The following is a 25,467-nucleotide window of genomic DNA, read 5'->3' on the forward strand; positions in this document are numbered from 1 at the left end:
ATCACACGAACAGGAACGCCGCCGCCGTCGCCGCGCCCAGCGCCGTACCCGCCGTCACCTGGCCCACCGTGTGGTAGCCGAGCGCCACCCGCGACCAGGACACGGCGGCCGCCATCGCGTACGCGCAGAGCCACCACGGCGAGTGGACGGCGGCCAGCAGGGCGACCACCGCCGAGGCGACGGAGGCGTCCACGGAGATCTTCCACACCGTGTTGACGGCCAGCAGCACGACCGTCATCGCCCAGAGCGCGAGCATCGCGGCCAGGATGCCGGTCGGCGCCCCGCCCAGCACCATGACCGCCGAACCGGCGCCGATGGAGCCCAGGATCACGAAGAAGATCGGCGCCCGCTTGGTGCGGTCCACGACATGGCGGTCGCCCCAGGTGCCGCGCCCCCGCTCCCACTCGATGTACCCGGCGGGCACGATCCCCGCGCACAGCGCGCCGAGCAGCCCCCAGAGCAGTCCGGTCCACTCCCCGGCCGCCGCGAGGCCGATGGCGAGCATGCCGACGAGCAGCACGTTGCGCGGCTGGAGGACGTCGGTCACCCGCCGCGCGAGGGCGTGGTCGGGGGCCGCCGCCGTGTCGGCGGGGTCGATGGTGGTCATGCCGGCTGCTCCTTGCCCGTGGTGTCGCACATGTCGAGGATCTGACGCGCCCGCTCCGGCGTGACCGTGCGGTACGCCGCCGCGACCCGGACCAGCCGGGCGACCTCGCCGTCCTGGTCGGTGGCGTGCTGGGTGGAGACGGCCGCCGCCTCACCGGCCGCCGCCCCGCCGTCCCGGGCGGTCAGCGCCGCCTTGATCCAGTAGGCGTCCGCGAGCGGCGAACCGGAACCGCCCCCGGCGGCCTCGGCGGCGGGCAGCAGGGTGTCCGGCACGTAGTGGCGCAGCTTCTCGACCGCGTCCGCGATGTCCGCCGCCCAGCGGTCGACGCGCAGGTCGGCGGGCGTGTCGAAGCGGGTCAGCTCCCGCGGCAGCGGGCGCGGCGGCTCGAAGGGCTGGTCCGGGAAGGCGGTCATCAGCTCGTACCAGAGGGCGTGCAGCCGGACCTGCGCCCGCCAGAGCTTGGCGCGGCGGCGGACGTTGCTCAGGGCCGGGATGGAGGCGCCGACCGCGAAGAAGAGGAACAGGACGAGCTGGGCGGCCTCGGTGACCTCGTCGAAGCGCAGCGCGAAGGACTCGCTCGGCCGGTCCACGACGCTGACCCAGAGGAACAGCGTCCGGCTGACGGTGTAGCCGACGCCGATGAACATCGCGAACGTCATCATCCCGAGCCCGACGCGCAGATGGCGCATCCGGGCGCTCCCGGTGGCCAGCGCCCACTGGTACGCGCAGACGGCGGACGCGGCGCCGAGGTAGAGGTAGAAGACGCTCATGTACAGCGTGGCACCCCACTGCCCGGCATGGTCCGCGACGAAGCGGTCCGAGGGGGTGGAGCGGTCGACCACGGTGAAGAACAGCACGGTGAGCAGCACCAGCGTGGCGACCGACGCCTTGGCCGCGACCTGCTGGATGAGCCGCGCGAACCGTACGTGCCGGGGGATGGCGCCCTCGTCCGCGTACCGGCCGTAGATCGCCACGATGTAACTGAGAATGGCCAGAATCGCGATGGTCGCGGTGTAGTGCTTGATGAGGACGGACAGGTCGGTCACCGGGCTGTCGTTGAGCCCGACGCGCACGAACCGGGTCTTCGTCCAGAGCGCCAGCGCGAATCCCGCGTAACACCCCCACAGCGCCCGGCGCCGCCGGTCCTCCTCGTCCCCCAGAGCGCGGCCGGCATGCGCCACAGGGCGACGGCTGTCATCAGGCCCGCTATGAGATAGCCGGCGAGGTCGAGCGGGGTCACGGAAGAAGTCCTCGGGGTGGGGGGATTCGGGCCGGGCGGTACGGATCCTACGGACGCCGGAACAGGCCGCCGCGGCGGTGGGCGACCGGGCGCGAGAGCGAGTTGGCGAGCCGCCCCACCATGTCATCGCTCGTGACGTCCCGGGCCATCCGGGGGATCAGCGAGGCACCGAATTCGGCCATGCGTTCGTCGTGGGTGTCGTACTGCGCGCGCGCCTGCACGGCGTCCGGGGCGAGCACCGCGTCCGGGCCGACCATCCGGGAGATGAGCGAGGTGTCGAAGACGGGCAGCAGCCGCTGGAGCTGCCGGGCGTCGAGCGAGGTGCCGTGGTCGAACCACTCGTGGCACAGCTCGTGCAGGATGACGTGCTGGGTCTGGTACGCGGTGGGGCGCCGGCGGTACAGCACGAAGCTGGTGTCCCCGCTCTTCAGGCGCAGTCCGCAGGCGGCGTTGACGCGTGCCAGCCGGTCGGGCATCTCGTGCAGCACGATGGTCCGGCCCCGGGCAGCCTCCATGTTGGCCACCAGGCCGGGTATGGAGAACGGCGAGGGCAGCGGCAGCTCCGCGAGACCCTCCTCGCACTCCCTCCGCAACTTCCGCAGGGACATGGCTCAGCCCTGCTGTCCGCCGCCGGCCGGGGGCGTGCGCTCCTCGGCGTCCCGCAGCAGGGACATCGCGAACCGCAGCAGCTCCGGCGGCAGTCCGTCCTCGTCGAGCCCGCGTCCGGCGAGTCCGCTGATCTCGCCCGTCCGCCGCTTCGCGAGGAACTGGAGCCCGGCCACGACGTCGTCCACGACCTCGGACTCCTCCTTGAAGAACCGCCAGTCCACGCCGAAGCCCAGGCCGAGCGCCTTCAGGATCTCCTCGGACGGCTGGGTCACCTTGCCGGCCAGGATGTTGGAGAAGTAGCTGTGGGAGAGCGATCCGCCGCGCTCCTTGACCAGGTCGGCGAAGAACCGGCCCGAGATCCTGCGGCCGGGGAAGGTCTTCTCGACCATGTACTCGACCTTCTGGCGCAGCGTCCGCAGCTCCGGCGCGCGCTCTACGCCGTTGTCCATCCGGCCCCCACATTCACGTCCACCGCGGAACCCCTGTCCGGAGCGGGCTTGCGCAAACACTCTACGTCACTGTTAACTCGAAAAAACATGGGCAGGGGGCCACGAGGGGAGTCCCTTGCCCGTGAAGACGCCGGTGCGCGCTGCTGCCACGCGCGCCCCGCAAAGGGGTGTAGCCCTTCACGACGGGGGATGCGTGAAGGGCTACCCGCACATTATGGCCCCTGCCCGGGTAGTCATCAACTGACCGGCCGGTCAGTGTCCTTGCCGGGGGCCGGTTTTTCGGGCCCGGCGCCCCGCACCCGCCCCGGTTACCATCGGAAAGACCCGCGGAACGCCGCGCCTCCCCAGACGAAAAGGTTCCGCTTGAGCCGCGACCGCACCCCCCGCCCCCACGACCGCTCCTCCCACTCCCGTGGCCAGAACGCCGCGGGCTCCCGCGCGGGCGGCGGCTTCCGCACCCGGGGCGCCGGCCGCTCCGCCGCCCCCGACCGCCGCTTCGGCGGGAAGGGCCGCAAGCCCGTGGCGCGGCAGGGCGAGTACGAGCTGCCGCGGACCGAGACCCCGCCGCTGCCCCCCGTCGCCGCCTTCGGCGACCTGGACCTGCCCGACGCCGTGCTGGCGGCGCTGACCGCGCAGGGCGTCACCGAGCCGTTCCCGATCCAGGCGGCGACCCTGCCGAACTCACTGGCCGGGCGCGATGTGCTGGGCCGGGGCCGCACCGGCTCGGGCAAGACCCTCGCCTTCGGCCTCGCGGTGCTGGCGCGCACGGCGGGGCACCGCGCGGAGGCCCGGCATCCGCGCGCCCTGATCCTGGTCCCCACCCGCGAGCTGGCCCAGCAGGTGACCGCCGCGCTGACCCCGTACGCGAAGCCGCTGCGGGTGCGCCTGGCGACCGTCGTCGGCGGGATGTCGATCGGCCGCCAGACGGCCGCGCTGCGCGGGGGCACCGAGGTCGTCGTCGCCACGCCGGGCCGCCTCCAGGACCTCATCGAGCGCGGCGACTGCGTCCTGGACCGGGTCGAGGTGACGGTGCTGGACGAGGCGGACCAGATGGCCGACCTGGGGTTCATGCCCCAGGTGACCCAGCTGCTCAACCGGATCCCGGTGGGCGGCCAGCGCATGCTGTTCTCGGCGACCCTGGACCGGGACGTCGATCTGCTCGTCCGGCGCTATCTGAACGACCCGGTCGTCCACTCGGTGGACCCGGCCGCGGGCGCCGTGACGACGATGGAGCACCATGTGCTCCACGTACGGCCGTCCGACAAGTTCGCCGTCACGACGGAGATCGCGGCGCGCGACGGGCGGGTGCTCATGTTCCTGGACACCAAGCAGGCGGTGGACGAGCTGACGGCCCATCTCCTCGACAGCGGGGTCCGGGCGGCCGGGCTGCACGGCGGGAAGGCGCAGCCGGAGCGCAACCGCACCCTGGAGCGCTTCAAGACCGGGCACGTCACGGTCCTGGTCGCGACCAACGTCGCGGCGCGCGGCATCCACATCGACCGCCTGGACCTCGTCGTCAACGTCGATCCGCCCGCCGACCCCAAGGACTACCTGCACCGGGGCGGCCGCACCGCCCGGGCCGGCGAGTCCGGCAGCGTCGTCACGCTGGTGCTGCCCAGCCAGCGCCGCGACATGACCCGGCTGATGGCCGACGCGGGCATCACCCCGCGGATCGCGGAGGTCCGCTCCGGCGGGGAGGAGCTGAGCCGGATCACCGGCGCGCGGACCCCCTCCGGCGTCCCCGTCACCATCACCGCGCCGCCGTCCGAGCGCCGGGTCAGGCCCAGAGGGCCTCGGCGAGCGTGACGCCCGCGAAGGCCGCGCCGAGGCCCGCGACGACGCTCACCACGACGTTGGCCGCCGCGTAGAACCCGGCCCCGTCCTCCGCCAGCCGCAGCGTCTCGTAGCTGAACGTGGAGTACGTGGTCAGCGCCCCGCACAGCCCGGTCCCGAGCAGCAGCTGAAGATGCGAGGAGGCCGCCCCGGCCGCCACCGCGCCGGTCAGCGTGCCCAGGATCAGGCAGCCGGTCACGTTGACGGTGAACGTCCCCCACGGGAAGAGCGTGTCGTGGCGGGACTGCACCGCCCGGTCGGTCAGGTAGCGCATCGGGGCGCCGACCGCCGCCCCGGCGATCACGAGCAGCCAGTTCACTCCTGCTCCCCCTGTATCCCCGGGCTCCGTACGATCTCGCAGGCGTCCAGCGTCACCGGGCAGCCATGGGTCAGCTCCGCGATCTCCGGCAGAAAGGCCCGTACCGCCTCCTCCGCGTCCACGATCACCACCGCCACCGGCAGGTCCTCGCTCAGGGACAGCAGCCGCTGGGTGTGGATCATCGAGGAGGCGCCGAAGCCCTCGATGCCCCGGAAGACGCTGGCGCCGGAGAGCCCGGCGGCGTGCGCCCGGTGCACGATCTCCGTGTAGACGGGCCGGTGGTGCCAGCTGTCGGACTCGCCGACCAGCACGGTCAGCCGCAGCCCCGGTTCGGTCACGGGTGTCGTCATGCCTGCCTCCACGCCAGTGCGCGGCGCGTCAGCCACACCGCGCTCCACACCGCCGCGAGGGCCGCGAGCAGTGTCACTCCGAGATAGACCAGTCCGGTGCCGGCCCGGCCCTTGGACACGAGTTGTTCGATATCGACCGCGTACGTCGAGAAGGTGGTGAACCCGCCGAGGAGCCCGGTCCCGAAGAACGGTCTCACCAGCCGGTGTGCCGCCCAGACCTCGCTGATCACCACCATGAACACGCCGATGACCGCGCAGCCGGTCACGTTGACGACGAGGGTCGTCCAGGGGAAGCCGCCGGCCGCGGTGGGCCACAGCAGCCCGGCGCCGTAGCGGGCGCAGGCACCGGTCGCGCCGCCGAGCGCGACCACGGCGACGACCGCGGTCTGCGGGTTCTTCGTGAGGATGCCGGGCATACGTCTCCTACCTGCCGGGGCGCCCGCCGGATACGGGCGCGCGTCTGCGCAAGTAGGGACCGTTGGCGGGCGTTTCACCGTCCGCGGTTCGGGTACGGCGGGCCCCACCGCCGCGCGGGGACCGGCGCACCGGTCCGCTGCTTCCCCCAGGATATCGCCGGAGCGGCCCCGTCCGGACGCGGCCCGGGGCTATTCCCCACCCGGGCCGATTTCACCCGATCGGCCACCTCATCTGCGGGCCGGGCGGGATAGCCGCAGGGTGGAGCCATGTGGCCCCACCGAATATGGCTGGGTGCCGCGGTCCTCCCGCTGGCTCTGCTGGTGCCGCGGGACGCCCCGGTGCCCCACATCCTGGCCGAGCCGCCCGCCGCCCCGCGCACCCGGGCGGTGGCCGCGCCGCAGCCCGTGATCGTCAGCAGGACGGCCTGGCACGCGGACGAGTCCATCGTCCGGGAACGTGCCGCCTACACGGGCGCCGTCCGCGCGGTCTTCGTCCACCACACGGGCGAGACGAACGACTACGACTGCGCCGAGGCGCCCGAGCTGATCCGGAACGTCGAGGAGGCCCACATCAAGGGCCGCGGCTGGGACGACATCGGCTACAACTTCCTGGTCGACCGGTGCGGCACGATCTACGAGGGCCGGGCCGGCGGCATCACGCGCTCGGTGCGCGGCGCCCACACCACCGGCTTCAACGCCGACAGCGTGGGCATCGCGGTCCTCGGCGACTACCGCGACGGCGAGAAGGTCCCGGCCCCCGTGGTCCGGGCGCTGGCCTCGATCGCGGCCTGGAAGCTGCGCCCCGGCGAGGACCCGCGCGGCAAGGTGAAGCTGCGCTCGACCAACGACGCCAGCCGCTACCCCAAGGGCGAGGTGGCCGTGCTGAACGTCATCTCCGGCCACCGCGACACCTACCAGACGAGCTGCCCCGGCCAGGCGCTGTACGACGAGCTGCCAGAGATCCGGTCCATGGCGGCGGCCATGCGCACGGCGGCCGAGCGCGAGGGGGAGGCGAACACGGAGGACGCGGGCAATACGCACTAGTGCATAAACTGTTTGACGCTAGTGCGTACGAGGGTAGGCTGAGGGCATGACCGCCACGCGCCCCCTCCCCGTGACCCTGACCGGCCGCCATGTCCGCGTCGAACCGCTCGCCACCGCCCACCTGGACGACCTCTTCGCCGCCGGCGGGGACGACGACGAGGTCTGGCGCTGGCTCGGCGGCCCGGTGCCCCGCACCCGCCAGGACATGGAGGCCGCGCTCGCCGCCATGCTCGCCAACGCCTCGTACGTCCCGTTCGCCGTCGTCCACCGGGCCACCGGGCGGGCCATCGGCTGGACGTCCTTCCTCGACATCGACGTGGAGCACGAGCGCCTGGAGATCGGCTCGACCTGGTACGGCCGCGCGTACTGGCGGACCGCCGTCAACACGGAGACCAAGCTGCTCCTGCTCACCCACGCCTTCGAGGACCTGGGCATGGGCCGCGTCCAGCTGAAGACCGACCACCTCAACGAGCGCTCCCAGAAGGCGATAGCCCGCCTCGGCGCCCGCCACGAGGGCGTCCTGCGCCGCCACCGCCGCCGCCCGGACGGGAGTTGGCGCGACACGGTGTACTTCTCGCTGCTCGCGGACGAGTGGCCGGAGGCGAAGGCGCGCCTGGCGGAACGGCTCTGACGGCCAGTCAGGCGGGGTGCGGGACCGGGGCGGTGCGCGCCGGGCTTGTCTCGCGAAGCACCAGTACCCCGGTGGCCGCGATGAACGCGCTGGTCAGTCCATGGATGCCGAACGCGGCGGAGAGCGGTCCGCCGTGGGCCAGCACATTGATCATGTCGCCGAACGGGGCGACCGCCTCCATCAGCAGGACCAGTCCCAGGGCGCGGCGGTGGCCCGTGATCAGCAGGACGCCGATGACCAGACCCATGGCCAGCTCCCGGGTGCCCTTCATGATCAGGAACCCGTCCCCGTTTCCGGAGGGCCAGGTGGGCAGGCCGACCCCGTGCGTGGACGCCTCGGGGGCCAGGACGAAGGTCAGCCCGAGGTAGAGGACGAACAGCGTGCAGACGGTGATCAAGGCGGTGTTGACGTTCTTCAGTGACATGGCGCTTCTCCGTCGTTCGGGTGCGGCGGTGGTCATCGGCGCTCGGTGTCGCCCGGCGTGAGGATCTCCATCAGGTGCCCGTCGGGGTCGCGGAAGTAGGTGCCCCGGCGGCCCGGGACCTGCCTGCTCTCGTAGATCCGCCCGGCCTCCCGGCATGCGGGGTCGGCGTAGTGGGTGATCCCGCCGTCCCGGATACGGGCGAACGCGGCGTCGAATTCCCGCTCGCCGACCATGAACGCGTAGTGGTGCGGCTCGAATCGCTCTGCCCGGTCGTAGTCCAGGGTCACCCGGTTCGACAGCCTGACCGGGGTGAAGTGCGCCAGCGGGGGATCGACGTCCAGGCCGAGGACGCCGGCCAGGAAGTGCGCCGAGACCTCCGGATCACGGGCCGGAACGATGGTGTGGTTGAGCTCCACGGACATGGTGGTCCCCTCTCAGGGGTGCGGTCGCGCCGCTTTGCCAACAGTTGTTGGCCAACGCGTGTTGGCTAACGTAGGACCCCGCTTCTGGTATGTCAACGGTTGTTGGCCTACGCTCGTTGGCATGACCGGCACCACGGAGAACCAGCAGGGCGCGCGGCGTTCCGACGCCACCCGCGCCGCGATCCTCGCCGCGGCCCGCGCGCGGTTCGCGGCCGACGGCTATCAGAAGGCGACCATCCGGGCCATCGCGGGGGACGCGAACATCGACCCGTCGATGGTGATGCGCTACTACGGCAACAAGGCGGGCCTGTTCGCGGCGGCCGTCGCCATCGACCCCGGACTGCCCGGCCTGCCCCTCGAACCGCACGACGAGATCGGCCGCACGCTGGTGCGCCACTTCCTCACCCTCTGGGAGGAGAACGGCGAACTGACCGCGCTGCTGCGAGTCGGCTCCACCGATCCGGCCGCCGCCGAGCGCATGCAGACCGTGCTGCGCGACCAGCTCATCCCGCTGGCCGGCCGCCTCGGCCACGGCCCCGAACAGGCCGCGACACGGGCAGCGTTGTGCGCCTCGGCGGTGCTGGGACTCGCGCTGACGCGTTACGTACTGCGCTTCCCGGCGAGCGTGGCGCTCGACCGGGACGAGATCGTGGACTGGCTCGGGGCCACCGTCCAGCGCTACCTCACCGCGCCCGAGCCCTAGGGCCTGTCCGGGCCGGGGTCCACCGACCGGTGGACCCCCGGTTCCACCGGTCGAGGCTGCCGGGCGCACCCCCCTCCCAAACAGCATGGAGGGCATGAGACTTCGACCCGTACACATGGCCCGGTGGAGCGCCCGGCACCCCTGGCGCGCGATCACCGGATGGTTCCTCTTCGTCCTGCTCTGCCTCGGAGCCGGCATCGCGGCGGGCTCCAACGCCGCCACCACCAAGGACTTCTGGGTCGGCGAGGCCGGTCACGCCGAGTCGATGGCCACCGACGCCGGCCTCCAGCGCCGCCCCACCGAACACATCCTGATCCGCTCCGCCTCCGGCCCCCTGGACACCGCCCGCGCGAACGAGGCCGCCCGCCAACTCACCGCCCGCATGCGGGCCCTGGACGAGGTACGCGCGGTGGAGGCGCCGGTCCCCTCCGCGGACGGCACCGCCCTGCGGGTCAGCGTCGTCATGCAGGGCGCCGAGCTGGACGGCAAGAAGAACGTCGTCCCGCTCCTCGCGGAGACCGCCGAGGTGGCCGACGCCCACCCCGAACTCGTCGTCGAGGAGACCGGCTCTCCGGCCATCAGCAAGGGCGTCAACGACCAGCGCGGCGACGACCTCGCGCTCTCCGAACGGCTCTCCCTGCCGGTCACGCTCGTCATCCTGCTGGCCGTCTTCGGCTCGGTCGTCATGGCCGGGGTGCCGCTGCTGCTGGCGCTCTCCTCCATCGCCGCGACGATGGGCCTGTCCATGCTGGCCTCGCACCTGCTGCCCGACCCGGGCGTCGGCACCAACATGATCCTGCTCATGGGCCTCGCGGTCGGCGTCGACTACACCCTCTTCTACCTCAAGCGCGAACGCGAGGAACGGGCCCGCGCGGGCGGCCGCCTCGGCCCCGAGGCCCTGGTGGAGCTGGCGGCGGCGACCGCCGGCCGGGCCGTGGTGGTCTCCGGGCTCGCGGTGATCGTCTGCACCGCGACCCTCTACCTCGCCACGGACGTCATCTTCTCCTCGCTGGCCACCGGCACGATCCTGGTCGTCGCCGTGGCCGTGCTCAGCTCGCTCACCGTGCTCCCCGCCCTGCTGGTCAAGCTGGGCCACCGCGCCGAACGCCGCGCCGCCCGGAAGGCCGCCCGCCGGGCGAAGCGCGGTGCCCCGGTCACCACCAAGCGCCCGAAGCCCGAGAACGGCCGGATCTTCACCGCCCTCCTGCGCCCCGCGCAGCGCCACCCCGTGGCCACCCTGTGCGCCTCGGTCCTGGTCATGCTCGCCATCGCCGCGCCCGCCCTGGGCCTCAAGCTCGTCGACCCCGGCAAGGACACCTTCTCCCGCTCGATCCCGGCCATGCAGGTGTACGACCGGCTGACTGCGGCCTACCCCGAACTCCTCGTGAAACACGAGGTGGTGACCCGTACGAGCCCCGACCGGGCGCCCGAGGCCAGGGCGGCGCTGACCGAGCTCGGGCGGCGCGCCCAGGCCGACCCGCTCTTCGCCCGCACCGGGAAGCCCGTCCTGCGCACCTCCGCCGACGGCCGGGTCACCGTGCTCGAACTCGCCGTCCCGCACCCCGCGCCCTCCGACGAGGCCATCGCGTCCCTGGACCACCTGCGCGACCGCTACATCCCCGCCACCGTCGGCAAGCTGGCCGGCGCCGACACGGCGGTCAGCGGTGACGTGGCACGCGGACAGGACTACGTGCACCACGAACGCGGCAAACTGCCGCTGGTGATCGGCTTCCTGCTGCTGTTCACCTTCGTCACGACCGCGGTCGCCTTCCGCTCGGCGGCCATCGGCCTGATCGGCGTCGTCCTCAACCTGCTCTCGGCAGCCGCCGCGCTCGGCGCGCTCGTCCTCGTCTTCCAGGGCACCTGGGCCGAAGGACTGCTGGACTTCGACTCGCTCGGCGCCATCGCCTCCCGCGTCCCGCTCTTCCTCTTCGTGCTGCTCTTCGGCCTCTCGATGGACTACCAGGTCTTCGTCGTCAGCCGGATCAAGGAGGCCATGGACCACGGCATGACGGCCCGGGAGGCCGTCCTCGAAGGCATCGCCCGCTCGGCGAAGGTCGTCACGAGCGCCGCCCTCGTCATGGTCACGATCTTCGCGGCCTTCGTCTTCCTGCACCTCACGGAGATGAAGCAGATGGGCTTCTGCCTCGCGGTCGCGGTCCTGCTGGACGCCGTGGTGATCCGGATGATGATCCTGCCGTCGCTCCTGCTGCTCCTCGGCGAACGCGCCTGGCCCCGGAAGCGCCAAGCCACAGTCGCCGCCGAACCCCTCCCCGTAGGCTGACGGACATGCTTCAACGGCCCCAACGCGGCGACCCGCTCTGGATCTGGGTGCTCCACGGCTGGGAGGCCCTGTCCTGGGGCCTCGTCGCCCTGATCACCCTGATCACGATGGCGGGCGGGTCGCCCGGGGACCGGAAGCTCGGCATCCTCGCCGTGACGGTCGCCATCGCCGCCTGCTACGCGCGGGTGCGGCTGCGCCCCGAGAGCCGGGTGCCCGGCCCGTACGGCTATCTGTCGGTGCTCACCGCGGGGCTCGGGCTCCTCGCCTACCTGGGCGACGGGTTCGGCGCCCTCTACACCGTGATGCTCGCGCAGTTCATCGTCTTCGTGGACAGCCCCCGGGGCGCCGTCCTCTTCACGGGGCTCGGGCCTTGGGGATCACGGTCGGCGGGAGCCTCAGGGAGGGCGGACAGCCGGAGGTCTTCCTCCACAACACCTACTCCTCGCTGGGCGTCTGGGCGGTCGCCGTCCTGATGGCCGTGCTCACCCCCAGGGCCCTGGCCCAGCGCGACGAACGGGCGGCGCTGCGCGCCGAGTTGCAGAGCACCCAGCTCGAACTGGCCGAGAGCCAGCGGCGCCAGGGCGCGGCCGAGGAGCGCGAACGCCTCGCCCGGGAGATCCACGACACCCTCGCCCAGGGCTTCGCGTCGATCATCGTCCTCGCCGAGGCGGCCAGGTCCCAGCTCGCCGCGGACCCGGCGCGCAGCGCCCAGCAGTTGCAGTCCATCGAGCAGACGGCCCGGGAGAACCTGGCCGAGGCCCGGGTCCTGGTCGGGTCCGCCCCCAGCAGCGGGGTCGCCGCGGGCTCCGTCGCCGCGACGCTCCGCCGCACCCTGGACCGCTTCACCGAGGACACCGGCCTCACGGTCACCGCCGAGCTGGCGGACATCGACTGCGACCAGCCGACCCGGGTCGCCCTGCTCCGCTGCACCCAGGAGTCCCTGGCCAACATACGTAAACACGCCGCCGCCACCACCGTGGGCGTCGTCCTCACCGCACACCCCGGCGGCGTCGAGCTGGAGATCACCGACGACGGCTGCGGCTTCGTCGTGGCGGACTCCCGGGGCTTCGGCCTGGACGGCATGCGACGCCGCCTCGCGGAGTTCGGCGGCGGGCTCACCGTCACCAGCTCGCTCGGCGACGGCACCCGCGTGCTCGCCACCATCCCGCTCCACGAGAGGCCCCAGGTGCCATGACGCCCACCCCCGCACCCCTGCGGATCATCCTGGCCGACGACCACACCGTGATGCGTGCGGGGCTGGTCGCCCTGCTCGGCTCCGAGCCGACGCTCGACATCGTCGGCGAGGCGAGCAACGGCCGCGAGGCGGTCGACCTGGTCGGACGCCTCCGCCCGGACGTCGCCCTGCTCGACCTGCGCATGCCCGTCCTCGACGGCGTCGGCGCCACCACGGAGATCGTCGCGGGCCCCGCCCCGACCCGGGTGCTGATCCTCACCACGTACGACACGGACGCGGACATCGAACGCGGCGTGGAGGCGGGCGCCACCGGCTATCTGCTCAAGGACGCCACCCGCGAACAGCTGGTGGACGCCATCCACGCGGCCTCACGCGGCGAGACGGTCCTCGCCCCGCGCGTCGCCCAGCGCCTGGTGGCGAAGATGCGGCGGCCCGCTCCGGTCGCCCTGACCGCCCGCGAGTCGGACGTCCTGGAAGCGGTCGCGGACGGCCTGTCGAACGCGGAGATCGGCCGCCGCCTGTTCATCGGGGAGGCCACGGTGAAGACCCACCTCCTGCGCATCTTCGCCAAACTCGACGTCAACGACCGCACCCACGCGGTGGTGGTAGCCCTGGACACGGGCCTGCTGAAACGCCGTTGACGCCTCAGAGCGCGTCCGGACCCCGCTCGCCCGTGCGGACCCGGATCACCGTCTCGACGTGCTGGACCCACACCTTGCCGTCACCGATCCGGTTCGTGCGGGCGGCCCGGACGACCGCGTCGAGGGCCGCCTCCTCGTCCGCGTCGTCCACGATCGCCTCGATGCGGATCTTGGGCACCAGGTCGACGCGGTATTCGGCGCCCCGGTACACCTCGATGTGCCCGTGCTGGCGGCCGTAACCGCCGGCCTCGGTGACGGTCAGGCCCTGGACGCCGACCTCCCGGAGCGCTGTTTTGACCTCGTCGAGGCGGTGCGGGCGTATGACGGCGGTGATGAGCTTCACGGTGCGGTCTTCCTGTCCCTGGGGAGCGACGCCGACTGCGGGGCCGCGTGACCCAGCGCGCCGTGATCGTAGGCGCTCTCCGCGTGCAGCGTCTGGTCGAGGCCCGTGACCTCCTCCTCGGCGGAGGCTCGCAGGCCCATCAGCCGGTCGATCGCCTTGCCGATCCCGTATGTCACGAGGAAGGTGTACGCCGCCACCGCGACCACGGCCACCGTCTGCTTCAGGAGCTGGCCCGCCCCGCCCCCGTACAGCAGGCCCTCCGCGCCGCCGGTCATCGCGGTGGTCGCGAACAGGCCGATGAGCAGGGTGCCGACGACGCCCCCGACGAAGTGCACCCCGACGACGTCGAGCGCGTCGTCGTAGCCGAAGCGGAACTTCCACGCGACCGCGTACGAGCAGACGACACCCGCCGCGAGCCCGACCGCCGCGCCGCCCACGACGCCGACCGTGCCGCAGGCCGGGGTGATCGCGACCAGCCCGGCGACCGCGCCCGAGGCCGCGCCGAAGGTGGTGGGGTGTCCGTCGCGCTGCTGCTCCACGAAGAGCCAGCCCAGCAGCCCCGTGCAGCCCGCGACGAGCGTGTTGAGCATCGAGGCGGCGGCCAGCCCGTTCGCGGCGAGCGCGGAACCGCCGTTGAAGCCGAGCCAGCCGAACCAGAGCAGACCCGCGCCGAGTATCACCATCGGCAGGTTGTGCGGGCGCATCGCGTCCTTCCGGAATCCGATGCGCGGCCCCACCACGAGCGCCAGCGCCAGCCCCGAGGCACCGGACGCGATCTCCACCACGAGCCCGCCCGCGAAGTCCAGCGCCCCCAGCGCGTCCTTGATCCACCCGCCGGGCCCCCAGACCCAGTGCGCGACGGGCACGTATACGAGCAGCGTCCACACCGGTACGAAGACGAGCCACGCGGCGAACTTCGTACGGTCCGCCACCGCACCGCTGATCAGCGCCGCCGTGATGATCGCGAAGGTGAGCTGGAAGGTGGTGAACAGCAGGGTCGGCACCCCGCCGGTCAGCGCGTCCGGCCCGATGTCCGCGAGGCCCAGATGGTCCAGATTCCCCACCAGCCCGCCGAACGCGTCGTCCCCGAAGGCCAGCGAATAGCCCGCGAGCAGCCAGACCACCGTGACCAGCGCGATCGAGACGAAGCTCATCATCAGCATGTTGAGGACGCTCTTCGTGCGGACCATGCCGCCGTAGAACAGCGCGAGTCCGGGCGTCATCAGCAGAACGAGGGCGGTGGCGGCGAGCAGCCAGGCGGTGTCGCCGGTGTCCAGGCCGGGCGCGGCCACGGTCACGGGGGTCACGGGGGAGTCCCTCCTCGGGGCGGGGAGCGGTGGGAGCGACTGCGAGCGTGACCGGCTCGCGTTTCGACGAGGGACCCCGTGTGTTTCCGCCGTATTTCATTGCCCGGGTGTTGCCGGGATCTCACGGGGCGCCCCCGGGGCGCGGGGTGGGTGGAGGCCGCCCCGGCCTCAGCAGCCGTGCCCCGTGAAGCGGGCGAGCCCGTACGCCGAGTCCAGCCGGTACGTCCCCGGCCTCCGCACGGTCAGTCGCGTCCACTCGCCGTCCTGCCGCAGACAGGCCCCGCCCGGCCCGCGCACCCGGAGCCAGGGTGAATGCGCGACCCGTACGGTCGCCGAGCCGGCCCGCTCCATGCGCAGGACCAGCTCCGCGTCGCCGCCGCCGGTGACCGTGGCGGGCGGGGTCGCGAGCGGGGCGGCCTCCCGGACCCGGTAGACCGTCCAGCCGTCGTCCTCCCACACCTGCTCCAGCCACGGCAACCCGCCCCTGACCAGGGCCGCTTCGGCCTCGGCGGGTCCGTCAGGGCGCCCGTGGTGCAGGACGACGAGGCCCACGGCCCAGCGGTCGAGCCAGGCGCGGTAGCGGTCCGGGGTGAGCTGCCCCTCGTAGAAGAGGCGCCCGCGCTCGACGTCCAGCTGGCGGTTCCAGCCCCGGGCCATGTTCACATGCGGGGCGAGGACGGTGGCCTCGCGGTGGTTGCGCGCGGGGACGACCTCGACGCGGACCCGGTCGGCCCCCAGCTGGTCGAGCGCGGCGACGACGCCCTCGGTGCGGGACGCCCAGGCCGGCACGGGGGTGGACACGCGCAGGTCGTCCACGGTCTTGTCGACGAGCCAGAGCCCGGAGAGCAGGAGGACGGCGGCCAGGAACCCCGTACGCACCCGGGCCCCGGCCCGGAGCGTGTCGAGGGCCGCCGCGCACAGCACGGGCACGGCGACCAGGCCGAGCAGCCGCTCGACGTTCGTGCCGATGGGGGACGCGACGAGGAACGTCAGCACCACGCCGACCGCGTACACCACGGCGCCGTACCGCGTCAGCCGCCACTCCCGCGTCCGGGGCGCCGCCGCCGCGAGCACCGCGCAGACGAGGACCGGCATCCACACCCGGTCCGCGTGGATGGGCTGCTCGCCCCGGAACGGGAACAGCCACGTCGTCGCGCCGACGACCACGAAGAACGGGACCGTCAGGACGGCGCCCGTGCGCCACCGCCGGTCGAGCAGGTGGGCCGCGCCCACGACGACCAGGAAGAGCCCGGCCACCGGGCTCGCCATGGTGGCCAGCGCCCCCGCGACGACGGCCGCCGCGGCCCGGTCCGCGTACCGGCAGGCGACGAGCCCGACGGCCACGCCGAGCGCGAAGGTCGTACGCCCCGACGCGACGTTGCACCACAGCGCGAACGCGCCGAGCAGCGCGGGCGGGAGCGGGCTGCGCATCCCCTTACGGACGAAGAGCCGGGCCAGCAGCCAGGTGGCGGCGAGCCCGGAGAGAACGGAGACCGTGCGGACGCCGACCAGGGCCATGACGTACGAGGAGAAGACGCTGTAGTTCGCGGTGTGCGTCCCCCCGTACCAGGACAGGTTGTACGCCGATCCCGGGTGGCGCGCGGTGAACCCGGACCAGGCGAGCTGCGCGGCGAGGTCGCCCCCGCCGGTGGCCAGGACGGCCGCCCACACGGCGTACAGCGGCAGGACCGCCGCGACGGAGACCAGCGGGACACGGTGGACCCGCCACCACGGCTCGCACACCGACTCGCTTGCGCCCGCCCGTACTTCTTCACCGACCACCACCTGCCAAACCCTAGAGGCTGATCGACGGCCACGCCGACCCGAAACTTTCGAAATGACGGCCATTCGCTTCGACGGGATCACCTGCTTCCGCTCGAATCGAGCCCGGGTTACTGGTGAGGCACCGGCCGTTGAGCTGCGAAGAACCTCAACTCCCTTTCTAAGTAAGGCAATCGAAGCTTTCGCAACTCATGCCGAAACTATTGACACCCCCAGGGGGCGGTCCAACACTGAGCGCCGTCGGCAGGCCCCCGCCGACGCCCACCTGCTCACGGGACGAGGAGGACATCCCCATGTACGCAAGCCCCGCACATCCGACGAGCCGCACCAGACCCCCGAACGGCCTACGGCTGTTCATCCGCAGCGCCTTCGCCCTGGTGATCGCGGTCGTCGCGGCGATCGCCCTGCCCGGCACGGCCACCGCCGACACGACCGTCACCTCGAACCAGACCGGGACGAACAACGGCTACTACTACTCCTTCTGGACCGACAGCCCCGGCACCGTCTCCATGAACCTCGGCTCCGGCGGCAGTTACGGAACGTCCTGGAGCAACACCGGCAACTTCGTCGCCGGCAAGGGCTGGAGCACGGGCGGCCGCCGCACCGTGACGTACTCCGGCTCCTTCAACCCGTCCGGCAACGCCTACTTGGCCCTCTACGGCTGGTCGCAGAACCCGCTGGTCGAGTACTACATCGTCGACAACTGGGGCACGTACCGGCCCACCGGGACCTTCAAGGGCACGGTCACCAGCGACGGCGGCACGTACGACATCTACGAGACGACCCGGACCAACGCCCCCTCGATCGAGGGCACCAAGACCTTCAAGCAGTACTGGAGCGTCCGCCAGTCCAAGCGGACCGGGGGCACCATCACCACCGGCAACCACTTCGACGCCTGGGCCCAGCACGGGATGAACCTCGGCAGCTTCAACTACATGATCATGGCCACCGAGGGCTACCAGAGCAGCGGCAGCTCCAGCATCACGCTGGGCAGCACGTCCGGCGGCGGCTCCGGCGGCTCCGGCGGTGACAATGGGGGCGGCGGAAACGGAGGCGGCGGCAACAACGGCTGCACAGCGACCCTCTCCGCGGGCGAGAAGTGGGGCGACCGCTACAACCTCAACGTGGCGGTCTCCGGCGCCGGCAACTGGACCGTGACCATGAACGTCCCCTCCCCGGAGAAGATCCTCTCCACCTGGAACATCAGCGCCAGTTACCCCAGCGCCCAGGTGCTGACCGCCAAGCCCAACGGCAGCGGCAACAACTTCGGCGTCACCATCCAGTCCAACGGCAGCTGGACCTGGCCGACGGTCTCCTGCAAGGCGTGACCCAACGGGTGCTCCGGGGTGGCGGCGGCCGCCCCGGAGCGCTTCCGCCGTCCACCTGTCTCACAGCACCGGCGGCCTTCCCAGCCGGGTCATCCGCCACACCGTCCGCCAGCTCATCGGCGCCCGCTCCCCGGCCGGCGTCCTCACCCCTCCGCGAACCCGCCCCACCACGCCTTCAACCCGGTCAGCGAGCGCATCCGCAGCATGGCCAGCGTGATCCACACCCCGAGGTAGACCGGGATCAGCGGCGCCGGGAGCCGCCTGCGCGCGAGCCACACCCGGTTCCGCGCGGTGAACCGGTAGTAGACGGCGTGCCGGGCCGGCGACGTCCGAGGATGCTGGAGGACGAGCGTCGGCACGTAATGGATGGCCCACCCCCCGTCCAGCGCCCGCCACGCCAGGTCCGACTCCTCGTGCCCGAAGAAGAACTCCCCGGCCACAGCCCGATCCGCCGGAGCATCGGTACCGAGAAGGCGTGCCCGCCGCCCAGGAACGCGGTCACCGGCCCCCCGTGCATCGGATCGCCCGCCCGCAGCCGGGGCACCCAGCGCCGCTCGGTCCGCCCGTGCTCGTCGGCGACCCGGAAGCCGATGATCCCCAGCCGCGGATCCTCCGCGAACCGCCGCCGCACCTCGCGGAACACGTCCGTCGCGATGAGCAGCCCGTCGTCGTCCAACTCGACCACGACGTCGACCTCGTCCGCCTCGCAGAGCATCCGAAGGCCCACGTTCCGCCCGCCGGGGCACCCCAGGTTCTCCGTGAGCGGCACCTTGGTCACCTCGGTCGCTCCGGGTGCGGCGGCCGCGCCGAGGACATCGGTCGATACGTCGTCCAGCGGGGTCGCGTTGCCCACCAGCACCACGCGGGCGGCCGGCACATCCTGCTTCGCCACGGACGCGAGCAGCGCCTCCAACTCCCGGGGCCGGGTCCCCATGGTCACGATGACAACCCCGATACGCGGCGACAAGGTCATGGCGGCTTACTCCAGTGATCGGTGGGCCACGATGCTAGGCCCTGTCCGCGGGCGCGCCGCCGCCCCGGGCGTCCGGAGCGCCGCCCTGCCGTCGGCCGCACCCCCTGTGGCGACCCCTTCACGCCGCCGCCCCGCTGTCGACGACCAGGTCCGTGCCGACGACCGCTCCAGCGGCGGGCGAGGCGAGATACAGCACCGCGGCCGCCACCTCCTCGGCCCCCGCGAGCCTGCCGAGCGGGTTCTGCGACTTCACCCGCTCCGCCCGGTCGGCCTCCGTCTCGCCCGGGCGGAGGGACATCGGCGCGTCGGAGGCTCCCGGGCTGACGGCGTTGATGCGGACGCCCTCGTGGATGTGGTCGAGCGCCGCGGCGCGGCTCAGCGCGGAGACGGCGGCCTTCGACGTGATGTAGGCGGCGGCATTCGGTATCCGCAGGTGCGCCCCGAGATTGGAGGCGATGTTGACGATGACGCCGCCCCCATGGGCACGCATGTGGGCGATCTCGTGCTTCATCGCCAGCCAGACCCCGGTGACATTGGTCCGCAGCACCGCGTCCCAGTCCTCTTCGCTCACGTCCGCCGCCGGACCGGAACCCCGCAGTATTCCGGCGTTGTTGACCGCGATGTGAAGCCCTCCGAAGCGGTCCACGCTCTCTTCGACCAGGCGGCGGAGCTGCTCCGATTCGGTGACGTCGGCGACGACCGGGGCGGCCGTGCCCCCGCTCGCCTCGATGAGCCGCACGGTCTCGTCGAGGGATGCCCGGGTCCGTCCCGCGACCACCACCGACGCGCCTTCGGCGGCGAAGGCGAGCGCGGTGGCACGGCCGAGGCCGGTCCCGGCGCCCGTGACGAGGACGGACCTGCCGATGAAGAGGTTCATTTCCACAGCTCCTCTGGAGAACAGCGCGAGTGATTTAATGGATCGATCGTTCCATTATTTGGCCATGCGAGAGCGGTGCCGGCTCGGCTCGGCTCGGCTCGGCCCGCGCCGGGGGCGGCGGGCCGTTCGGGCGGCAGGATTCAGTCCAGCAGTGACAGGGCCTGCTCGGCGGCGTCCCGTACGCGGGCGGGATCGCTGGACGCCTTGCCGACGACCCGTATGCCCTGGAGAAGGACGAGCAGCATGCGGGCCAGTGCGCGCGGGTCGCGGTCCTCCGGCAACTCGCCCTGGGCCTGGGCCCGTACGAGCGCGGAGTGCAGGGGGGTTTCGAGGTGCTCCCAGCTGATCTCGACCCGGCGGGCCGCTGCCGGGTCGTGCGGTGCCAGCTCGGCGGCGGTGTTGGTGATGAGGCATCCGTGCAGCCGCGCCTCCAGCGATGTGGCCTCCTGGGCCATGCGGCGCACCACGGCCCGGACCGCGGGCAGGGCGGGCCCCGGCTGGGACAGTTCGGCGAGAAGGAGCGGATCGCGCCCCTCCGCGTAACGGTCCATGGCCTTCAGGAACAGCTCGTGCTTGTTGCCGAAGGTGGCATAGATGCTGGCCCGACCGATGCCGAGGTGCTCGACGAGGTCGGCCATCGACGTCGCTTCGTAGCCGCGCTGCCAGAACAGCTCAAGGGCCGCCTGAAGCGCGGCCTCCGGATCGAATTCCTTGGTCCTGGCCACATCCAAGATCGTAGGCGATATTGGAACGATCGGTCAATTACCTCGTTCGGGTGACCGTCGGCCGAGGCCGGCCCCGTCTTCACGGCTCCGACCCAGCAACCCTGGGTCCCGGCCCGGCCCCCAGGCCAAGGACTTCAGCGTCCTGACCTCGCACGACAGCGCGGGCCGGAACCGGATGCAGCTGCTCGACCGGAACGGGAAGGTCCGCGCCCAGGTGCCGGAGGTGGGCGCGAAGCCGAACGGGCAGCCGGTCGAGGTCAACGCGGGGAAGTCCGAGGAGAGCTGTCCGTAGAGCGTTGTCCGTATGCGTCCCGTCAGGCAGCCGGCATCTTCGTGACCAGGTCGATCCATGTCCGGGCCTCGGCCGCGAAGTCCACCCGCCCGATGTCATGGTGGGCCGCGACCCAGCTGCCGGCCGGCGGCTTGTCCTCCCAGTCGTCCTGGGCGGGTGCGGCCCGGCGCAGATAGATCTCGCAGCCGACCCGGTTGGTGACGAAGCTCAGTTCCAGCCGGGACGGCCGGTCCCCGGTGCCGACGCGGTCGGCGAGCTGGAAGGTCTGCGTCAGGTACAGCCCGTACTCCACCGTGGGGATGCGGTCGTCCGTGACCTCGCAGGCGTCGCACAGGTACCCCTCGGCGGCGAACGCGTCGAAGACCGCCTCGTGCAGGGGGAGCGCGGCGACATGGACGAGGTCGTGGTCGCCGACCGCCTCGTCCTCCCCGATCCGCACCTTCGTGCCGAGCCCGAGAACGGCACCGACGGCCTGTCCGGACACCTCGGTCACCGGGACGTCCCAGGGCAGCCGGTGCTGGAAGGGCACCCGGCGCTCCTCGCCCTTGGCCAGCGTGAAGTAGGCGGAGGCGTCGGGCCAGCAGATCGTCTCCTGGGTCTCGCCTCCCTCGTAGGAGGGCGTCACCTCGGCGAACATCTTCAGCTCGATGCCGCCCACCTCGACCTCGCGATCGAGGGCGCGCAGGAGGACTTCACCCTCCAGCAGCCCACCGGGCTGTACGAATCCGGCCGCCACCTGCGTGTCGACCTCCAGCGGCACAGAGCCGCCCCCGCCTATGCGCCGCAGGCGCTTGAACACCATGTCCGTAGGCTAAACGCCCGGTGTGATCATGACTAGATACGAATGAGGCTGGTCTGTACGGGTCATGAGCCGCCGTCACCGCGGCGCCTCCAACGCATCGGCCCGCTCCACCAGCCCGGCGGCCACGCCGTCCCAGTCCGGACCGTGCAGCCACAGGCTCCGAGCCGCCTCCCGCAGCAGCACCGGTTCGTCCGGCCGCTGCAACAGCACGAGCCGGTAAGCCAGGTTGCGTACCCACACGGGCAGATGGCCATCCACGATGTTCGGGGCCAGTTCACGCAGCATGGCGAGGATGGCGCCCGCGTCGGCGAACGTCAGCTCCTCGATGAAGTAGTGCTGGTCGTGCTCCAGCCCGCACTCGGGCGTGGGCCGGAACTCGTCCCCGTAAAGGCACCGCGCGTGTGCCGTCAGGCTGCTGTGCATGGACGCGAGGCTACGACGCGGACCGCGCGCCCTCAGTCCCCGCCGCCGTCGCCGCCGTCCCCGTCGAAGATCCAGCTCAGCGGGTTCCAGCCCGAGGACTCGGGCAGCGGCTCGGCCCCGCGTGTGCGCCCCGGTGCGGCCTGCCGCTCGCGGACCAGATCCCGTACGGTCCGGGCTATGGGGTCCCGTCCTGCGGAAGCCGTCACCTCACTGCGCGGCTCGGAGAGTTCGTCCCCCGGCAGTACGTTTCCGGCCAGCCGCGTCGCCCCGACGAGCGCCGCCAGCAGCCGGGCCCGCTCGTCGTCGGTCGTCCCGTGCCCCACGGCGGACACCCGTTCGCGCGCGGGGGACGTCCGGTCGTCCGGACCCACGAGGTGGCGGCGCTGCGCGATGACCCCCAGGGCCCGGGTGCGTTCCTCGCGCAGGGCCCCGCGCGCGACGAGCCGGTGGCGCCACACCTCGTCCGTCCTGCCCGCAGTGGTCTTCACGCCCGCGGCCTCGCGCACCCACCGCTGGAGCTTGTGCCCCTTACGACGGCCGGCGACCCCGGCCAGGGCCGCGTCCAGAAACGAGTCCCCGAGCGCCGGCGCACCGGTCGCGCTGATCTTCCCGTCCTGTACGACGACCCGCCCGGCCAGCACCAGCTCGGCGGCCACGGCCCCCGCGATCCCGAGCCGCAGAGAATACGGCCGGCACACGACCCGCCCCTCGACGGGGTCGTGCGCGAGCAACACCAACTCCTCGGGCAGCGTGAAGTGCGACACGAACACGACGACATGACCCCCAGCACCCAACGACCAACACCTCATGCTCGCACGCACGCGCGAGTCACGGTGAGCGGCCGGGCGCACCAGCGCCGTGCGGCAGCGCGTGGTGCGACCCCTGTCCGAAGGCCCCTCAGCTGGTGAAGTAGCCGCCGTCGAGACCGACCCAGCCGGTGATCTGGCGCTCGTCGAAGAGCAGCAACGAACCGTCGCTGAGGACCTCCCAGCGAACAGTGAGGGAACCGGACACCCCGGCACCTGTGACTTGGCCGACCAAGCCCTGGGTGCGGTTGGGACGGATGTGCGGCGGGAGAGTGAGGACCTTCTCGCCACTGGTCCACGGGACGCCGTCGATGCGGGACAGCCGAAGGTGGAGGTCGACGCGATTGCCGACCTGGCGGTACTGAGGGACGTAGGTGCTCCTGGGCGGGGTGTAGATCTCGGACTCGTAATTCAGGTCGGTCCACGGGACGTGGTCGCCGGTGCCGTCGGTGGTGGCGGTGATGCCGAAGAGAGTCATCTGACGCGGTCCTGGTTCTCGGGTGGCGAAGCCGAAGACGAGCTGCGGCCCGTCAGGCGTCCGGCGAACGGTGATGGCTTCGGTCTCGCGGTGGGAGAGGCCGAGCGCGGTGGTGTTGAAGCGTCGCTCGATCGTGTGCCCGGTGGTGATGTCGTAGACGTTCCACCAGGAATTGCCGGGGAGCGGATTGGCGGCGCTGTAGGGGTTGCCCTCGTTCTGGTAGAGGAGATCCCCGTACAGGCACCATGCCTGGGTGCGGTAGACGGCCGGGAAGCGGAACAGCGGTGTGAAGCTGCGCCGTTTGAACGCTTCGAGGTCGTAGACGAGGTATTCCTCGGTATCGGGCACCCTCTGACGTACGCCGATGCGGCCGTGTTCGAGGTCCAGGGAGGGAGTGACGTGCGAGGCCCCCGGGGTCGGATCGAACACCTCGATGTCGGGACTCCCGGCATCCACGATGGCGCCGGGGGTGAAGGCGACACGGCCGATGCGCTTGCCGTACGCGAAGCCGCTGGTGACAGGATCCGCGTCGGTCTCCAGCCAGAGCCAGACCCGGTCATCGACGTGTTCGACGCCGAGCCCACCGCCGTGGCCGACGCCCCGCAGATACATGACGGCACGGACGGTTCCGTCGGGGGTGACCTCGTTGACGCAGAGATCACCCCGGTGGTCGCGCTCGACGCCGGGCACGACAGCGGGCTCATCGGCGAGTTGGCGCCCGTCGCTGATGAGTTGCGTCACGTACGCCAGACCGGTCACCGCATCGAAGGCGACCTGCTGATGCACCTTGCCCTGAGCCAGCCGCAGTTCGCCGCCGAACAGATCGACGGGCTCGGCCGTGAGGTCGAACCTGTTCTGCGCGTGCACGGCTGCTGCCGGCTGAGCGGCGACAGGGTCGGCAGCGAGCGCGATCGGCTCGGGTGCTTGCGCGGAGCCGTGACGCGTGAACAGCGGGGCGGCGACGGCCGCGGTCGCAGCGGTCAGGACGGTCCGCCGAGTCAGAGACATGAACGGCCGGCCGCTCTGCGTGACCGCGAGGGTCTGACGGATGTGGCGTGTCCCGTGAGGCATTTGAGCATGGACGCGCCTCCTTCCAAGATCGTCATTCAAATGGTGCCCAATTCTTGCACCGACCCGGAAAACCCCACAGAGGCAGCAGGACCTACTACGAAATGCACAAGACGCGGATGACTGCGATCGAGTGATGGTGGGAACAGGGGACCCTCCCTGTCCGGGACGCACTCCGCTACACCGACGGACGCTCCTACGAAGGACGGTCCGTCGTGGGTCTCCGCAGTCGACGGTCTGGCCGTCCCGGACCTGGGGGAGCGGGGGTTGGTTACTGTAGGGCGGCGAGGGCCCGTACGGATCGGAGGGCTTCCTCGCGCGGCTGACCGCCGACCGCGCCCTGATCTGGGCGCTGTTCTTCACCGAGTCCGATCCGTCCGACCGGATCCGGTCTCGGAAACCAGATGGGGGGCGGCGGCGTGACCGCCGCGCCGCCTCAGGCCTCGCGCGGCGGGTCCGCCGACTCCGCCGCGCGGCGGTACTCGGCGTTGATGCGCTGCGCCTCTTCCAGCTGGTCTTCCAGTACGACGATGCGGCAGGCGGCCTCGATGGGCGTGCCCTGGTCGACCAGTTCGCGGGCGCGGGCGGCGACGCGCAGTTGGTAGCGGGAGTAGCGGCGGTGGCCGCCATCCGAACGCAGCGGGGTGATCAGACGGGCTTCGCCGATGGCGCGGAGGAAGCCTTGGCTCGTGCCGAGCATCTCGGCGGCCCGGCCCATCGTGTAGGCGGGGTAGTCGTCGTCGTCAAGACGGCCGTACGAGTCGTCTGCTGTCACTTGCACCTCTCTTGTGGAACGCGTGGATCCGCTGGAACGCGTTGAGGGGCCCTGGCGCCAGACGGCACCAAGGCCCCGAAGGAACTACTACACCACCTGCCGGTCCGGACACGGCACCGGCCTTCTGTATCCGCGGCTCCGACCCGGCTGCTGTCGGAAGTGCGGAGATCGCGGTTGCTTGACCGGAGACCACCTCACTATCGATGTCCTGCGGTACCCGGGAGGGCCGAAGGCTCCGTCCCCGGGCGATCCTGATGGCGCGGGCTCCTCCGTTCTTTCTTACGGTGATCAATCTCTTACCAGCGGGTACTGCCTACTGCT

At 71.8% G+C, this 25,467-nt stretch carries 25 protein-coding genes and 3 pseudogenes; 8 read left to right on the top strand and 20 right to left on the bottom strand.

Annotated elements, in window-relative coordinates:
• Position 1 precedes the first annotated feature (1 nt).
• The 4 genes and pseudogenes from NEH16_RS16545 to NEH16_RS16560 form a co-directional block, all read right to left on the bottom strand.
• The gene (locus NEH16_RS16545; protein WP_265543235.1) at positions 2–607 is read right to left on the bottom strand and encodes a hypothetical protein; all 606 of its coding nucleotides are present in this window, start codon (positions 605–607) and stop codon (positions 2–4) included.
• A pseudogene (locus NEH16_RS16550) lies at positions 604–1,847 on the bottom strand (MAB_1171c family putative transporter). Before NEH16_RS16550 ends, NEH16_RS16545 begins: the two are co-directional and overlap by 4 nt.
• A 47-nt stretch (positions 1,848–1,894) precedes the next feature.
• On the bottom strand, positions 1,895–2,455 hold the full coding sequence (locus tag NEH16_RS16555) for a toxin (protein WP_073966531.1): 561 nt from the start codon (positions 2,453–2,455) through the stop codon (positions 1,895–1,897).
• 3 nt (positions 2,456–2,458) lie between these two features.
• Complete coding sequence (locus tag NEH16_RS16560; RefSeq protein ID WP_073966530.1) at positions 2,459–2,905, bottom strand: hypothetical protein; 447 nt, start codon at positions 2,903–2,905, stop codon at positions 2,459–2,461.
• Between the two features lie 363 nt (positions 2,906–3,268).
• Between NEH16_RS16560 and NEH16_RS16565 the strand changes: the two genes are divergently transcribed.
• A complete protein-coding gene (locus NEH16_RS16565; protein WP_265543238.1) occupies positions 3,269–4,711 on the top strand; it encodes a DEAD/DEAH box helicase in 1,443 nt (480 codons plus the stop codon).
• On the opposite strand, the gene crcB (NEH16_RS16570) is transcribed toward NEH16_RS16565, so the two are convergent.
• From crcB (NEH16_RS16570) to crcB (NEH16_RS16580), 3 genes are read right to left on the bottom strand one after another with little or no spacing between them, the layout of a single operon-like run.
• The gene (gene crcB / locus NEH16_RS16570) at positions 4,683–5,057 is read right to left on the bottom strand and encodes a fluoride efflux transporter CrcB (protein WP_265543240.1); all 375 of its coding nucleotides are present in this window, start codon (positions 5,055–5,057) and stop codon (positions 4,683–4,685) included. The genes NEH16_RS16565 and crcB (NEH16_RS16570) overlap by 29 nt on opposite strands.
• Complete coding sequence (locus NEH16_RS16575; protein WP_265543242.1) at positions 5,054–5,407, bottom strand: DUF190 domain-containing protein; 354 nt, start codon at positions 5,405–5,407, stop codon at positions 5,054–5,056. The genes crcB (NEH16_RS16570) and NEH16_RS16575 overlap by 4 nt, the downstream gene beginning before the upstream one ends.
• Positions 5,404–5,823 (bottom strand): fluoride efflux transporter CrcB, encoded by a 420-nt coding sequence (gene crcB / locus NEH16_RS16580; protein ID WP_265543244.1) that lies wholly within the window; start codon positions 5,821–5,823, stop codon positions 5,404–5,406. The genes NEH16_RS16575 and crcB (NEH16_RS16580) overlap by 4 nt, the downstream gene beginning before the upstream one ends.
• 267 nt (positions 5,824–6,090) lie before the next feature.
• Here crcB (NEH16_RS16580) and NEH16_RS16585 point away from each other — a divergent pair, with 267 nt between their 5' ends.
• On the top strand, positions 6,091–6,867 hold the full coding sequence (locus tag NEH16_RS16585; protein WP_265543246.1) for a peptidoglycan recognition protein family protein: 777 nt from the start codon (positions 6,091–6,093) through the stop codon (positions 6,865–6,867).
• 46 nt (positions 6,868–6,913) lie between these two features.
• Positions 6,914–7,498 carry a GNAT family N-acetyltransferase gene (locus tag NEH16_RS16590; RefSeq protein WP_265543248.1) on the top strand — a complete coding sequence of 195 codons (585 nt, stop codon included), beginning with the start codon at positions 6,914–6,916 and terminating at the stop codon, positions 7,496–7,498.
• Between the two features lie 7 nt (positions 7,499–7,505).
• On the opposite strand, the gene NEH16_RS16595 is transcribed toward NEH16_RS16590, so the two are convergent.
• Complete coding sequence (locus NEH16_RS16595; RefSeq protein ID WP_265543250.1) at positions 7,506–7,922, bottom strand: DUF4267 domain-containing protein; 417 nt, start codon at positions 7,920–7,922, stop codon at positions 7,506–7,508.
• Between the two features lie 32 nt (positions 7,923–7,954).
• Positions 7,955–8,344, bottom strand: a complete 390-nt coding sequence (locus tag NEH16_RS16600; RefSeq protein WP_265543252.1) for a VOC family protein — start codon at positions 8,342–8,344, stop codon at positions 7,955–7,957.
• 121 nt (positions 8,345–8,465) lie between these two features.
• Between NEH16_RS16600 and NEH16_RS16605 the strand changes: the two genes are divergently transcribed.
• The 4 genes and pseudogenes from NEH16_RS16605 (at position 8,466) to NEH16_RS16620 (ending at position 13,167) form a co-directional block, all read left to right on the top strand.
• Positions 8,466–9,047 (top strand): TetR family transcriptional regulator, encoded by a 582-nt coding sequence (locus tag NEH16_RS16605; protein ID WP_265543255.1) that lies wholly within the window; start codon positions 8,466–8,468, stop codon positions 9,045–9,047.
• Between the two features lie 94 nt (positions 9,048–9,141).
• Positions 9,142–11,331, top strand: a complete 2,190-nt coding sequence (locus tag NEH16_RS16610; protein WP_265543257.1) for an MMPL family transporter — start codon at positions 9,142–9,144, stop codon at positions 11,329–11,331.
• A gap of 5 nt (positions 11,332–11,336) precedes the next feature.
• Positions 11,337–12,526: pseudogene (locus NEH16_RS16615) on the top strand (sensor histidine kinase).
• On the top strand, positions 12,523–13,167 hold the full coding sequence (locus NEH16_RS16620) for a response regulator (RefSeq protein ID WP_265543259.1): 645 nt from the start codon (positions 12,523–12,525) through the stop codon (positions 13,165–13,167). Before NEH16_RS16615 ends, NEH16_RS16620 begins: the two are co-directional and overlap by 4 nt.
• 4 nt (positions 13,168–13,171) lie before the next feature.
• Here NEH16_RS16620 and NEH16_RS16625 read toward each other — a convergent pair whose 3' ends face one another.
• From NEH16_RS16625 to NEH16_RS16635, 3 genes are all read right to left on the bottom strand, one after another.
• Complete coding sequence (locus tag NEH16_RS16625; protein ID WP_265543261.1) at positions 13,172–13,510, bottom strand: P-II family nitrogen regulator; 339 nt, start codon at positions 13,508–13,510, stop codon at positions 13,172–13,174.
• The gene (locus tag NEH16_RS16630) at positions 13,507–14,817 is read right to left on the bottom strand and encodes an ammonium transporter (protein WP_276598409.1); all 1,311 of its coding nucleotides are present in this window, start codon (positions 14,815–14,817) and stop codon (positions 13,507–13,509) included. Before NEH16_RS16630 ends, NEH16_RS16625 begins: the two co-directional genes overlap by 4 nt.
• A gap of 168 nt (positions 14,818–14,985) precedes the next feature.
• Positions 14,986–16,560, bottom strand: coding sequence for a hypothetical protein (locus tag NEH16_RS16635; protein ID WP_265547218.1), 1,575 nt, complete (start codon positions 16,558–16,560; stop codon positions 14,986–14,988).
• 332 nt (positions 16,561–16,892) lie between these two features.
• On the opposite strand from NEH16_RS16635, the gene NEH16_RS16640 reads away from it, so the two are divergent.
• Positions 16,893–17,927 carry a glycoside hydrolase family 11 protein gene (locus tag NEH16_RS16640; RefSeq protein ID WP_265543264.1) on the top strand — a complete coding sequence of 345 codons (1,035 nt, stop codon included), beginning with the start codon at positions 16,893–16,895 and terminating at the stop codon, positions 17,925–17,927.
• A gap of 60 nt (positions 17,928–17,987) precedes the next feature.
• On the opposite strand, the pseudogene NEH16_RS16645 reads toward NEH16_RS16640, so the two are convergent.
• The 8 genes and pseudogenes from NEH16_RS16645 to NEH16_RS16680 form a co-directional block, all read right to left on the bottom strand.
• Positions 17,988–18,900: pseudogene (locus tag NEH16_RS16645) on the bottom strand (glycosyltransferase family 2 protein).
• 118 nt (positions 18,901–19,018) lie between these two features.
• On the bottom strand, positions 19,019–19,777 hold the full coding sequence (locus NEH16_RS16650; protein WP_265543266.1) for an SDR family NAD(P)-dependent oxidoreductase: 759 nt from the start codon (positions 19,775–19,777) through the stop codon (positions 19,019–19,021).
• Between the two features lie 140 nt (positions 19,778–19,917).
• Complete coding sequence (locus tag NEH16_RS16655) at positions 19,918–20,502, bottom strand: TetR/AcrR family transcriptional regulator (protein ID WP_265543269.1); 585 nt, start codon at positions 20,500–20,502, stop codon at positions 19,918–19,920.
• A 314-nt stretch (positions 20,503–20,816) separates the two neighbouring features.
• Entirely contained in the window at positions 20,817–21,596 is a 780-nt protein-coding gene (locus NEH16_RS16660; protein ID WP_265543271.1) for a sporulation protein, read from the bottom strand.
• 75 nt (positions 21,597–21,671) lie between these two features.
• Entirely contained in the window at positions 21,672–22,019 is a 348-nt protein-coding gene (locus NEH16_RS16665; RefSeq protein WP_265543272.1) for a hypothetical protein, read from the bottom strand.
• 32 nt (positions 22,020–22,051) lie between these two features.
• The gene (locus NEH16_RS16670) at positions 22,052–22,783 is read right to left on the bottom strand and encodes a GOLPH3/VPS74 family protein (RefSeq protein WP_265543274.1); all 732 of its coding nucleotides are present in this window, start codon (positions 22,781–22,783) and stop codon (positions 22,052–22,054) included.
• 133 nt (positions 22,784–22,916) lie between these two features.
• Positions 22,917–24,311, bottom strand: a complete 1,395-nt coding sequence (locus tag NEH16_RS16675) for a signaling protein (protein WP_265543276.1) — start codon at positions 24,309–24,311, stop codon at positions 22,917–22,919.
• A gap of 496 nt (positions 24,312–24,807) precedes the next feature.
• Positions 24,808–25,146 (bottom strand): MerR family transcriptional regulator, encoded by a 339-nt coding sequence (locus NEH16_RS16680; RefSeq protein ID WP_265543278.1) that lies wholly within the window; start codon positions 25,144–25,146, stop codon positions 24,808–24,810.
• Positions 25,147–25,467 lie beyond the last annotated feature (321 nt).

Source organism: Streptomyces drozdowiczii (assembly GCF_026167665.1).
In the GTDB taxonomy this organism is placed as follows: domain Bacteria; phylum Actinomycetota; class Actinomycetes; order Streptomycetales; family Streptomycetaceae; genus Streptomyces; species Streptomyces drozdowiczii_A.